Below are 11842 nucleotides of genomic sequence, written 5' to 3'. Positions count from 1 at the left end.
TGATAAAAGGAAGCCATGAATGAACAGAAAATTTGTTCTGCTGGCGCTGGTCTTTTTCCTGTGGGGAAATATCACCTCCATTAACAGCGTTATTATTTTGTTCTTCTACCAGTATTTCCAGATTAGCTGGCAGCAGGCTATGCTGGTCACGGTGCTGTTTTACCTTGCGCCGTTTGTCAGCTGTATTCCCTGTTCAGCGCTTATCGCTCGCTATGGTTACCGCAGAATGCTGGAGGGGTCGCTGCTGCTAAGCATCGCCGGATGCACACTCATCGCCGCGACCATTCACGAAAGCTCCTTTATCGGCGCACTGATTGGCGTGTTCATTTCGGCCGTCGGCGTGGCTGCGATGCAGGTTGTCGCTAACCCTTATCTGGCGTTGCTCAGCACGCCGGAAAGACGAGTGAGCAATCTCAGCCTCGCGTCAGCAGTCAATTCACTGGGTACAACGCTGGCCCCGATTTGCATCGCCACCCTGCTGAAAGTCTATCCCGCGCTACCCGAACTGGGACAAGAACCGATGAGCGGAATGTGGCTGGTGCTGGCGTTATTTTCGCTGGTGCTGTTGTGTGGCATCAAACTTCTGCACCTGCCGGATGTGAATGCCCCTACGGCAACAGCCCATTCAACCCACTCGGGTTTGTGGAAGCAACCGCAGGTCACTTCCTGCATTGCCGCCATTTTCGTTTATGTCGGTGTCGAAGTCGCGCTGGCGACCAGTTTGCTGAAGTATCTGACGCTCAGTGCCGGATGGTCGGCAGAAATAGCGATGTCTCTCATTACGCTGTACTGGGGCGGCGCGCTCGCTGGGCGTTTGCTGTTTGGTTTGTTCGGCAATCAAACCCATAGCGCCAGTGTGTTCAAATACGCGACGCTGTTTTGCCTGCTGCTGGTTTCCCTGGCCATCGCGCTGAATAACACCGTGGGCGGCTGGCTCCTCTTGTTGGCAGGCGTAGGCAATTCGGTGATGTACCCGGTCATTTTCGCTCACGCCATTGGTCAGCAGCCGCAAAGAGCCAACGTGCTGGCAGGTGCAATGGTGATGGCGGGTATCGGTGGCGCGATCCTGCCGTGGATGCAGGCACTGATGATTGATACGCTGAGTTTACGGGTGAGTTTTTTACTGCCGCTGGGATTGTATGCGCTGCTTGCTTTATGGGGCGTTTGCTTTTTGCGCCAGCGAGAATGGGTGTCGCCCCCTCTCCCCGGCCCTCTCCCAAAGGGAGAGGGAGAATAAAAACCAGTACCGATTGGTCCCCTCTCCCTTTGGGAGAGGGTTAGGGAGAGGGAGAATAAAAACCAGTACCGATCGGTTCCCTCTCCCTTTGGGAGAGGGGGAATAAAAACCAGTACCGATTGGTTCCCTCTCCCTGCGGGAGAGGGTTAGGGAGAGGGGGAAATCTCACACCGCAGCCAAAAGAAAAGCCGGGAAGAGTTCTCTCCGCCCGGCTTGTCCGTACTTGTAGGCCTTTACAACGTAATCACAATCTCATTTCCCTGAGCCGCAACCACCACGCCCCATTCGCTTCCAGACTGTGAACCTCCCTGCACGCTCGCAACCTGCTGCACGTTGCGCAGGCACAGCGTCCAGTTGCTTGCATTGCCACTGCCTTTCACGGTGATGGCGTTGCCCTGACGTTTCGCAGTCAGCGTAAAGATGGTTGAACCATCCGCCGCCGGAACCTGACATACGGCTTCGCGCCCGTCTTCCAGATGGAATAGCTGGAACGCGGTGCCTTCATGCCACGCGTAATCAGGCTTCTGTGTATTGTTTCCCAGCGCCAGCAGCGTGTTTTCTCGCACGTACACCGGCAGGCTCAGTGCGTCGTGCTGCTGTTTGTGCCAGCGGCTACCCTGCGCTTCGTCGTTATGCCACAGATGCGTCCAGCGGCCTTCCGGCAGATAAACCTGCACGTCGCCTGCTTCAGAGAACACCGGTGCAACCAGGATTGAATCCCCAAGCATGTACTGCCGGTCGAGGTAATCGCACGTCGGATCTTCCGGGAACTCCAGCATCATCGAGCGTAGCATCGGCGTGCCCGTTTCATGCGCAATCGCCGCCTGGCGATAGAGATACGGCATCATCCGGCATTTCAGCTCGGTGAAGTGACGCACCACATCGCAGGATTCATCGTCGTACGCCCACGGCACACGGTAGGATTTGCTGCCGTGCAGGCGGCTGTGGCTGGAAAGCAGCCCGAACGCACACCAGCGTTTGTAGACATGTGCCGGGGCGGTGTTTTCGAAGCCGCCGATATCGTGGCTCCAGAAACCAAAACCGGACATGCCGATCGACAGGCCACCGCGCAGGCTTTCGGCCATGGATTCGTAGTTGGCGTAGCAATCGCCGCCCCAATGCACCGGGAATTGTTGCGCGCCCACGGAAGCTGAACGGGCAAACAACACCGCTTCCTGCTCGCCAACCGTCTCTTTCAGCACGTTCCACACCAGTTCGTTGTAGGTGAACGCATAATGGTTGTGCATTTTATGCGGGTCGGAGCCGTCATGCCAGACAACATCTGTCGGGATGCGCTCGCCGAAATCGGTTTTGAAGCAATCCACGCCGATATCCACCAGGCCTTTCAGCTTGTCGGCATACCACTGACAGGCTTCCGGATTGGTGAAGTCATAAATCGCCAGACCCGGCTGCCATTTATCCCACTGCCACACCGAGCCGTCCGGACGTTTCAGCAGATAGCCTTTCTCTTTCAGCTCTTTGAATACCGGGGATTTCTGCCCGATGTACGGGTTGATCCACACGCAGACCTTCAGCCCTTTGGCCTTCAGACGGCGGATCATTCCTTCCGGATCCGGGAACGTCACCGGGTCCCATTCAAAATCGCACCACTGGAAGGCCTTCATCCAGAAGCAGTCAAAATGGAACACGTGCAGCGGCAGATTGCGCTCGGCCATGCCGTCGATAAAGCTGTTTACCGTCGCTTCGTCGTAATTGGTGGTGAACGAGGTGGTGAGCCACAGGCCGAACGACCAGGCCGGAGGCAGCGCAGGGCGGCCGGTGAACTGCGTGTAGCGGTTCAGCACGTCTTTCGGCGTCGGACCATCAATCACGAAATACTCAAGATATTCGCCTTCGACGCTGAACTGCACCTTCGACACTTTCTCAGAGCCGATTTCAAACGACACGTTTTCCGGGTGATTCACCAGCACGCCATAACCACGGTTGGTGAGGTAGAACGGGATGTTTTTGTAAGACTGCTCGGTACTGGTGCCGCCATCGCGGTTCCAGGTTTCCACCGTCTGGCCGTTGCGCACCAGCGCCGTAAAGCGCTCGCCCAGGCCGTACACCGTTTCGCCCACACCCAAATCCAGGCGCTCGAACATATAGTTGCGATCGGTATTCGCGTCCTGCACGTAGCCGTTGTTTTTGACCTGACTGCCGGTGATGCGCACGCCGTTGCGCAGGAAATCGAGCGACCAGAATTCGCCTTTGCCGACGCGCACGCTCAGGTTGCCGCTTTTCAGCTCGGCAAACTCGGCGGTGTTCTGCATCTCCACTTTCACGTCTTTCAGCACGTTAAGCGGGTAATGAGGCCCTTTGTCCTCCACGCCCTGGAAATGCTCGATGCGAACGCCAATCACGCCTTCCTGCGGCGAGAAAAAGCGCAGCGTAAACAGCGGGGTATCCAGTTGCCAGGTACGCTCGCGCACATCGCGCGGCGCGGCGTACACCACCATTTCGTTGCCCTGCTGCTCGACGTCGAACACCTGCAACGGGTGGATAAGATTCAGTCCAGGTTGAATAAGCCAGTTTCCATCACTGATTTTCATGCCTTTTTCCTCTTAGTTCGCTAATTCTTTGCTGACGGGAGCCTTGTCAAACTCCTGCTGATTGCGGCGTGCGCCCTGCGCGATATCCGCCATGATTTTTCTCAGCATTGGGGTTTTCAGCGTGTAATAACGTTTGGCGATCACGGCGCTCAACAGGTAGCAAGCCGCCGGGACCAGGGTAAACAGAGCGATAATGATGTTGATGGTGTCGGCATTTTGGGTTTTCGCCCCGGCATCGTAGCCGCCTGCCGCGAGCATCCAGCCGATCATTGCGCCACCCAGTGCGAGGCCGAGTTTCAGCACGAACAGCGTGCCCGCGAAGCTGATGCCGGTCAGACGTTTGCCGTTGCACCATTCGCCGTAGTCGACGGTGTCGGACATCATGACCCACTGGATTGGCGTCACCAGTTGGTGCAGCACGCCAATCACGAAGATGAAGACAAACATCACGATGTTGGCCTGAATCGGCACAAAGAACATCGCCACGCTCAGTACCGTCAGCGCGGCGTTAGTCCACCAGAACACGCTGACCTTACATTTCCAGTCAGTGAGCGGTTTCGCCAGCGCAGAGCCAATCAGGTTGCCGACGCAGTAGGTGCAAAGGAACGCGGTGAACAGCCCGGCGGAGCCCATGATCCAGGTGGTGTAATACATCATCGCGCCGCCACGTACGCACACGGCGAGGATGTTAAGAATGGTCAGCAGGCCGACAATGCGCCACTGGTCGTTCTGCCAGATGTCGCGCAGGTCTTCACGCATCGAAGACGTGCTCGGTGGCACCTGGATGCGCTCTTTGGTGGTAAAGAAGCAAAACGCCAGCATCAGGAACGCCACCACCGACAGCACCGCGATCCCGCCCTGGAAGCCAAAGGCTTTATCGTCGCCGCCAATCAGGTTCACCAGCGGCATCATCAGCACGGTGGAGAGCATGCCGCCCGCCGTTGCCAGCACGAAGCGCCAGGACTGCAACGAGATGCGTTGCGTTGGGTCATCGGTGATCACCCCGCCCAGCGCGCAATAAGGAATGTTGACCACGGTATACAGCAGCGTGAGCAGCGTGTACGTCACTGCCGCGTAAATCAGTTTGCCGTTCTGAGTGAGATCCGGCGAACTGTAGGCCAGCACGCAAACCAGGCCAAACGGGATAGCACCAAACAAAATCCACGGACGGAACTTGCCCCAGCGGCTGCGGGTTCGGTCGGCCAGCAGCCCCATACAAGGGTCGGAAATGGCATCCAGCGCGCGGGCCAGCAGGAACATGGTGCCAACAAAGCCAGCGGGAATACCAAAGATATCGGTATAAAAAAACATCATGTACAACATGACGTTATCAAAAATGATGTGACTGGCGGCATCTCCCATGCCGTAGCCAATCTTCTCCTTTACGGACAACACTTCATGACGCATTTTTCTCATCCTTCGCAAGGTCATCGGACAGCAGTAACCGGTTACAGCGTTGTAACCCATAGGCCTGGACGATGACATTCCGATATCTCGTTAGCGGATTATGTTTCTTGTTTTCTGTGATCGCGGTTCAGGAGAAGAATGTGTAGAAATGTAACTTTCGGATTTTGTGAGGATTTATGTCAGCGGTGATGCTTTGCTACACACTTAGGAGAAATAATTACATCAAAGAGTGGGGTAACTGCCTGAAAGTAGCTATAATGCGCCCCGCCTCCATGTAGCAATCGAGGCGCGGAAGGTCGTCGTCTCCGGTGAGGCGGCTGGACTTCAACTCCAGTTGGGACCGCCAGCGGCCCCGGGCAGGTTCGACTCCTGTGACTTTCCGCCAAAATTTAGTCTCTATTATTATCTCAATTTCGTTATTTAGCATTCTAACAACCTTATCATAACCGGGAAGCTTCAAATTTGAACTCACCGAATCGTTGCACTTCTCTGGAAATTCGAGGAAACTTATCTAAGTTTAGATAGGAGAATGTAGCCTTGAATACTAAAATATTTAATGTTTTTTGTGATGAATCGTGCCACCTGTTAAATGATCATCATGAAGTTATGGTAATCGGAGCAGTATGGTGTCCTGACTCAATTACTAAAAAAATCGCAAGAGATATTAGGGCCATCAAAGTAAAACATAGCTTAAATGAAAACTTTGAAATTAAGTGGACTAAAGTATCCAAATCAAAAATAGATTTCTATTTAGAAATAATAGATTACTTTTTTGCAAACCAAGCATTACGCTTTAGAGCCGTTGTTGTCCCAAATAAAAGTAAACTAGATCATGACAGATTCCACCAAGATCATAATACATTTTATTATAAAATATGTTTTTATGTATTAAAAAATATCATTGAGAACCAGAGCTTATATCGCATTTACTTCGATATAAAAGATACTCTTGGTATCGAAAAGATCGAAAAATTACGAGAAGTATTACATAATGCGGGATATGATTTCAATCGCGAATCTATAGAAAGAATCCAACATATCAGATCTCATGAGGTGCAGCAGTTACAATTAGCTGACCTGTTTATTGGTGCATTAGGATATCTTCATCGAGATTTAAACTCTAATGAAGGAAAGATAAAGTTAATTGAAAGGATACGATTCTACACAAATAGAGATTTACTAAGAAGCACACTTCCTACTGAAAGAAAGTTCAATGTATTCGTGTGGGAGTCACGCTGATGCTTGAAATGCCTGAGTTACTGGAATTTAATGGGGTTTGGAATTCATATATAAATAAAGTTTATCATGAATTCCAAATGTCTTTTCTTAACGCTGGCATTCGTTTCCGAGGCCTCCCAGTTCAGCCGCGTTATACACCTGAATATGATGGTAAAGAGTTTGGTTTTTGGCATTTAACGTCAGAAGGTGAGAAAGAAGAAGAAAGGACTCCTGATCTCGAACGTTGTGCAAGAATTAGATGGATATCCTTCATGATTCAGCATCACGAAAGTGAACACTTATCGTGCTGGGAAGAGAGAAAAGGCAGTAATAGTGAAATAGTAATCTGGCATGAAGCTGAAAACTACGTGGTCGTGTTGGCAGCCCGCAGGGATTACTGGTTATTGAAAACTGCTTATGTTGTAAATCGCAGCGGTAAGCGACGTCAGTTAATCAACAGCCGATGCAGGTCACAAGCAGCCAAAAAAAGCTGAACCCGATGTACATTTCTATACACCGGGTTCGTACGCTCTTTCTACACGTGGTAGATGAGACACCACTACTCTATGCAACTAAGTTTACTTAGTCAACCTACATTTGAAATGTCAAGTTACGAAGCGTGTGAGAATAAAAAGTTAATTTATTGATAAATAGCACATTAAAAACAAAATTATAATCAATAGCTAATACCTATCAATGACTTCTTGAGTCCAACCTCAACTGACAAGCCTCTTTCACCCACTTACTGAAATTCCCCTTTCCAGCGGCTTTCTCAATCTGTTCTAAAAGCTCATCTTCGAAGCGGATGTTCTTCATGGTGCTCTTTTTTCGGTCGAATTCGGCTTTCTTTTTTTCTTGCATGGTAGGTACCACTTAGGCTAGGTTATGTTCATGTGGTACCTACCACACGAAATCTTTTTATTGTCGATGCCTGGCAGTGCGCGAACACTCTCAGGCATCTAACCGCACCAACTATCAAGGAGTTGATTATGGCTGGAAAACATTCTACCTCAGACCGTTCTGTAATCGGAACCTCGCGTCGGTTCATTGTGGGATATCGTCCACGAAGTAAAGATCGTACTACCCCGAATCTGGTGATTTGTGGCAAGTGGATGAACGAGGCCGGGTTTACTATCGGGCATCATATTGCGGCCAAAGTGATGGACGGATGCATCGTTCTGGTGGCGGATAGCCCGAAAGAGAAAGGGCTGATTGAGGAACTGCGCGAGGCGAAAAAGGCTCTGGCGGAAATCCAGGAGTCGCTGACTGCGCTTCAGAAATTGCCGTTACTGTAATTATCAGATAGGCCTCACCGAAAGTCCGGCTTCCGATGAGGCACATCCCGCCTAGCTGGCCTCGCCAAACCCCTCAGCAAATGCCGACTTTAGCTCCGTCATAAATGCCAGTTCGTCCTGGCCGTCGCAGATCAGATCGATCATCGAATTGCCCTTCACCCCCGTACCTAAAATGCTCATCATTCCTTTGATCGGGACTTCTTTGCCGTTGTTTACCAGTGTCAGAGTGGCGTCGTATTTTTTAACGATTTTCGCCAGCGTCGCTGCAGGCCGGTGCTGTTCACCACCTTAACGGATTGTTTGATCATGGCTCCTCCTTAAGACGCCTGGCGAAACGCCGGATGGGCTTTGTTCATCATCAGAATTTTGGCATAAACATCCTCTTCCACCGCGTGTTTGGCGCTCGCCATTACCCGCGCGAGGTTCGCTTCATTGTTGTTACGCATCCACGCCTGGCCGACGGCGGTGATAAACGCTTTGCGCAGGTCGCTGGCGATGTTCACCTTCACCACGTTGTAATTGACGAAGCTACGCAGAATGTCTGCGTCGATGCCGGAGCCGCCGTGGATAACCAGCGGCACCGGGGAAAGTTCGGCGATGCGCTTGAGCAGTGGGATGTCGATACGTGGGATGTCTTCCAGGCCGTGTACGTTACCGACGGAAACGGCGAGAATATCGCAGCCCGTTTCTTCCACGAAGCGCCGTACTTTCTCCGGCTCGGTTTTACAGTCAGCTTCGCTGACGTGATCGTCTTCTTTGCCCAGAATCGCCCCCAGCTCGGCTTCCACCGGCACGCCGAAGGATTTACAGAAATCCACCGCTTCGCGAGTGAAGGCGATATTCTCTTCGAAGGGTAACTCTGCGCCGTCGATCATTACTGAGGTAAACCCGGCGCGTACCGCCTGTTTCACGTCGTCCAGCGTTTTGCCGTGGTCGAGATGCAGGCTCACTGGCACGTCCATTTTGTCGGCGTGTCGCTTCACGATTTCATAGATGTAGTCGTAGCCCGAAAGCTGTGCGTTGGTCGGCGCTATCTGAATGAAATTCGGTAATCCTGAGCGTTCAATAGCATTCAGAATCGAGATTGTTGTTTCCAGATTGGTGGTATTAAACGCCCCCGCAAGAACGCGTTTTTCCCGGATCCGGTCGAGCAGGATCCTACCGTTGACTAATGGCATGTGAACTCCTCATCTCTTCTTTTAAAACGATTATGTGTTGGCGATTATTCGCAGGTCGTAATACCTTCCTGCTGCAATTTAAAGTGGTAGAACGCCTGCCACTGTGTTTGATATTCCTTTAATTGCCACGCCCGGTTCGGGTTCGGCAAATAACGCCCGGCGATGTCTATTTTCGGCGGTGTTAATTCCGGGCAGGCCATCATTAACGCCCCCACGGAAACCGCTTCATCAAACGCGGCCGCCTCTACCGGGCATTGCAGGGTGTCGGCTTTTAGCTGCAGCCAGAACGGGTTATTCGCCGCCGGGCCAATCACCTTCAGCGTCTGCTCCGCAGGCAGGCTGAAGCAGGCCGAGCAGTTGGCGTACTCCATCGCCAGCCCCAGAAACACGCTTTCGAGCAGCGTTTCGGTACTCAGCTCGTCGCCAAGTCCGTACAGCAGCCCGCGCGTGCTGCGGTTTTTATTCGGCGAGCCCGAGCCGCGCAAATGCGGGATAAACACCGGCACTGCGTCCGGAGACCAGTTCGCCCGCTGGTAGCGTTGCCAGATATTCTCCAGCGCGGCGTCCGTCTCTTCCCTGGTGAGGCGAAACGTTTTTTGCAGCCACTCCAGCGCATAGCCACCAATGGGCAGCGAGGCAAACAGCGTGTATAGCTCGCCGTCGGAATAGCAACCGTTCGCCAGCTTGTCGCTCTGCGCCTGCTCGCTCAGTGTCGGCGTGCGGTTCAGCAGCAAAATCCCTTCGGTGGTTCCCGTCGAGTTGAGCACTTCCCCCGGCTGCATCTGTAAGGCCCTTGCACCAACCATATGGTCATGCCCTGCCAGCGTGACGCTGACGTTTCCGCTCAGCCCCAGTTCGGCGCACATCTCATCCGACACAACGCCAACCAGATTGCCCGGCGGCAGCAATGGCGCGAGAGCAGTAAACGGAATACCGAGGAGCTCCGCAGCCCGGCGCGACCACTGGCGGCGGCCAACATCCAGACACTGCGTGCGGCTGGCAAGAGAAATCTCTGTGCGTTTCAACCCTGTCATGCGCCAGGCCAGTACTTCAGGCGCATGCAGCCAGCAGATGTCCTTTCTTTCCCTCAGGCCGTAGTTGTCCAGCAGCCAGCGCATTTTGAACGCCGAGTAGTTGCTGTGCGACGGCAGACCGGTGATGGCGTACAGCTCACGCTTATCCTCTTCAGAAAGCTCGCTGAGATACGCTTCGCCCCGGCGATCGTACCAGGCCAGCATCGGCGTCAAAATCGTGCCTGACTCATCGACAAACACACCTGATTCCCCGAAGCTGGCGATACTGACCCGGCTCACCGGCAACGGGGAGGCCGCCGCCAGCTCAGCCATGACGCGACGCAACGTCTGCCACAGTGCTTCGATATCGAAATCAACATCCCCTTGCGCAGAAACCTGCTTCGGCGTCGCAAATTTGCTCACGGCCAGAAGTGACGCGTCGTGGCAGGCATAACAGCTTACTTTGCAGTTGGTGGTGCCCATATCGAGGACGATCGCCGCGCTGCTCTCAGGCATACACCGTTCCTTTTGTCAGTCTGAACACGCCGTACAGCACCAGCGCCACCAGCGGGATCAGGCCAATGGCAATCACGTTGCCGTTAAAGATTTCCAGCAGCCAGAAGCGGAACGGGTTGCCGCCGTCGAGGAAGCTGGAGACCTGGCCGCTGGAGCCTTCGGCGAACTTGAAGTTCACGTCTTTCGCCATGCCGGTGATGAATGGGGCGATTTTGGTGGCAATCCACAGGTCGGCGATAATCACCGGAATGGCGGTGATCACCGAGCGGAAGATATTGCCGCGACAGGCGAGGACAATCATTGAGGCCATCACAGCCAGGTTGGTCAGGTCGCCCAGCGGCAGCACTTTGTTACCCGGCAGCATGAAGGCGATGAACACCGAGACAGGCGTCAGCAGCAGCGCCGTAGAGATAATCGCCGGGTTGCCGACCGCGACGGCGATATCCAGCCCAATGTAGAGATCGTCCCGGCCAGGGTATTTGGCATTCAGGTATTTTTTGATGGCTTCAGACAGCGGCAGCAGACCTTCCATCAGAATGCGCACCATGCGCGGCAGGATAAACATCACGCCGCCAATACTGATGCCCAGCAGCAGAATGTGTTTGAAATCGTAGCCCGCTATCACGCCCAGCAATACGCCGAGAATGGTGCCGACCATCATGGGCTCGCCGCAAATGCCGAGCTTTTTCTGCACGTTTTCCGGGTCGATATGAATGCGGTTGAGACCTGGGATTTTATCGATGATTTTGTCGAACAGCAGGCCTATCGGGAAGAACACCACCGAGGAGAGCGTCGGCAATGAAATACCTTCCAGGCCAAAGTATTTACTGACCAGCGGCGCGGACCAGTCCGCCAGTTTCAGCACCACGATAGCGGCCACAGCAGCAGCGAGCAGGCCCAGCACGAAGCTGCCAGTACTGTAGTAAACCAGAGTACCGGCCAGCGCAAAGTGCCAGTAGTTCCACATATCGACGTCGACGGTGCGGGTTTTATTCAGTGCCAGCATCGCCACGTTGATCAGAATGGTCAGCGGAATGACGAAGGGCGCAATCGGTGAGCCCCAGGTGATGGCCGACAGCGGCGGCCAGCCGAGATCCACCACCGGCAGGTTGATGCCTGTGCGCTCGACCATTGCCTGCGCCGCCGGACCGACGTTGCTGGTCAGAATGTCGAAGATGGCATAGATGCCAACAAAACCAATGCCTACGGTCAGGGACGAACGCAGCGCTTTGGCAGGTTTCACCTTGAAAAACAGGGCGAGGATAAACAACACCAGCGGCAATAATACTGTGGGACCAAAGCCCAGAATATATTGCACCACGGTATACAGAGTATGGGCTAAATCGTTCATATCAGACCTCGTTTTCAGGCATAACCAGACCTCGCGTGAGCGCCTGGATATCTTAGCTGAAAGGTTTATTTAGAT

Annotated in this window: 10 protein-coding genes, 1 tRNA gene and 1 pseudogene; 5 read left to right on the top strand and 7 right to left on the bottom strand. The window is 53.3% G+C overall.

The features are described 5' to 3' along the window. Positions 1-19 precede the first annotated feature (19 nt). Complete coding sequence (locus ACLW56_RS15625) at positions 20-1237, top strand: MFS transporter (RefSeq protein WP_330984668.1); 1218 nt, start codon at positions 20-22, stop codon at positions 1235-1237. A 233-nt stretch (positions 1238-1470) separates the two neighbouring features. Here ACLW56_RS15625 and yicI read toward each other — a convergent pair whose 3' ends face one another. Both yicI and ACLW56_RS15615 read right to left on the bottom strand, forming a co-directional pair. Further along, complete coding sequence (yicI, locus tag ACLW56_RS15620) at positions 1471-3789, bottom strand: alpha-xylosidase (protein WP_330984667.1); 2319 nt, start codon at positions 3787-3789, stop codon at positions 1471-1473. A gap of 12 nt (positions 3790-3801) precedes the next feature. Continuing rightward, entirely contained in the window at positions 3802-5196 is a 1395-nt protein-coding gene (locus ACLW56_RS15615) for a glycoside-pentoside-hexuronide family transporter (protein ID WP_330984666.1), read from the bottom strand. Positions 5197-5486: 290 nt separating this feature from the next. Between ACLW56_RS15615 and ACLW56_RS15610 the strand changes: the two genes are divergently transcribed. From ACLW56_RS15610 to ACLW56_RS15600, 3 genes are all read left to right on the top strand, one after another. After that, positions 5487-5581 (top strand) — tRNA-Sec (locus ACLW56_RS15610). Positions 5582-5733: 152 nt separating this feature from the next. Further along, positions 5734-6435 (top strand): DUF3800 domain-containing protein, encoded by a 702-nt coding sequence (locus tag ACLW56_RS15605; RefSeq protein ID WP_330984665.1) that lies wholly within the window; start codon positions 5734-5736, stop codon positions 6433-6435. Beyond that, complete coding sequence (locus tag ACLW56_RS15600; RefSeq protein WP_330984664.1) at positions 6420-6908, top strand: oxidoreductase; 489 nt, start codon at positions 6420-6422, stop codon at positions 6906-6908. Before ACLW56_RS15605 ends, ACLW56_RS15600 begins: the two co-directional genes overlap by 16 nt. Before the next feature lie 199 nt (positions 6909-7107). Here the strand turns inward: ACLW56_RS15600 and ACLW56_RS15595 are convergent, their stop codons facing one another. Continuing rightward, positions 7108-7275, bottom strand: coding sequence for a YlcI/YnfO family protein (locus ACLW56_RS15595; RefSeq protein WP_330984663.1), 168 nt, complete (start codon positions 7273-7275; stop codon positions 7108-7110). 128 nt (positions 7276-7403) lie between these two features. Between ACLW56_RS15595 and ACLW56_RS15590 the strand changes: the two genes are divergently transcribed. Continuing rightward, positions 7404-7709: a SymE family type I addiction module toxin gene (locus tag ACLW56_RS15590; RefSeq protein ID WP_330984662.1), complete on the top strand. Its 306-nt coding sequence runs from the start codon at positions 7404-7406 to the stop codon at positions 7707-7709. 51 nt (positions 7710-7760) lie between these two features. On the opposite strand, the pseudogene ACLW56_RS15585 reads toward ACLW56_RS15590, so the two are convergent. From ACLW56_RS15585 to ACLW56_RS15570, 4 genes and pseudogenes are all read right to left on the bottom strand, one after another. Beyond that, positions 7761-8017 (bottom strand): annotated as a pseudogene (locus ACLW56_RS15585) (HPr family phosphocarrier protein). A gap of 9 nt (positions 8018-8026) precedes the next feature. Then, on the bottom strand, positions 8027-8887 hold the full coding sequence (locus tag ACLW56_RS15580; protein WP_330984661.1) for a class II aldolase: 861 nt from the start codon (positions 8885-8887) through the stop codon (positions 8027-8029). A 44-nt stretch (positions 8888-8931) separates the two neighbouring features. After that, positions 8932-10416 (bottom strand): FGGY-family carbohydrate kinase, encoded by a 1485-nt coding sequence (locus ACLW56_RS15575; protein WP_330984660.1) that lies wholly within the window; start codon positions 10414-10416, stop codon positions 8932-8934. Beyond that, the gene (locus ACLW56_RS15570; protein ID WP_330984659.1) at positions 10409-11767 is read right to left on the bottom strand and encodes a PTS galactitol transporter subunit IIC; all 1359 of its coding nucleotides are present in this window, start codon (positions 11765-11767) and stop codon (positions 10409-10411) included. Before ACLW56_RS15570 ends, ACLW56_RS15575 begins: the two co-directional genes overlap by 8 nt. Positions 11768-11842: the final 75 nt, after the last annotated feature.

It is taken from the genome of Pantoea sp. sgz302252 (genome assembly GCF_047713085.1).
GTDB lineage: Bacteria > Pseudomonadota > Gammaproteobacteria > Enterobacterales > Enterobacteriaceae > Scandinavium.
The sequence above is the reverse complement of the archived record's forward strand: the minus strand, read 5'-3'. Positions and strand labels throughout refer to the sequence as shown.

Bases quoted from the DNA above. Each gene is read 5' to 3' on its own strand.
- ACLW56_RS15570 (WP_330984659.1), bottom strand. From the start codon at position 11,767: ATGAACGATTTAGCCCATACTCTGTATACCGTGGTGCAATATATTCTG.
- ACLW56_RS15595 (WP_330984663.1), bottom strand. From the start codon at position 7,275: ATGCAAGAAAAAAAGAAAGCCGAATTCGACCGAAAAAAGAGCACCATG.
- ACLW56_RS15615 (WP_330984666.1), bottom strand. From the start codon at position 5,196: ATGCGTCATGAAGTGTTGTCCGTAAAGGAGAAGATTGGCTACGGCATG.
- yicI (WP_330984667.1), bottom strand. From the start codon at position 3,789: ATGAAAATCAGTGATGGAAACTGGCTTATTCAACCTGGACTGAATCTT.
- ACLW56_RS15590 (WP_330984662.1), top strand. From the start codon at position 7,404: ATGGCTGGAAAACATTCTACCTCAGACCGTTCTGTAATCGGAACCTCG.
- ACLW56_RS15575 (WP_330984660.1), bottom strand. From the start codon at position 10,416: ATGCCTGAGAGCAGCGCGGCGATCGTCCTCGATATGGGCACCACCAAC.
- ACLW56_RS15625 (WP_330984668.1), top strand. From the start codon at position 20: ATGAACAGAAAATTTGTTCTGCTGGCGCTGGTCTTTTTCCTGTGGGGA.
- ACLW56_RS15580 (WP_330984661.1), bottom strand. From the start codon at position 8,887: ATGCCATTAGTCAACGGTAGGATCCTGCTCGACCGGATCCGGGAAAAA.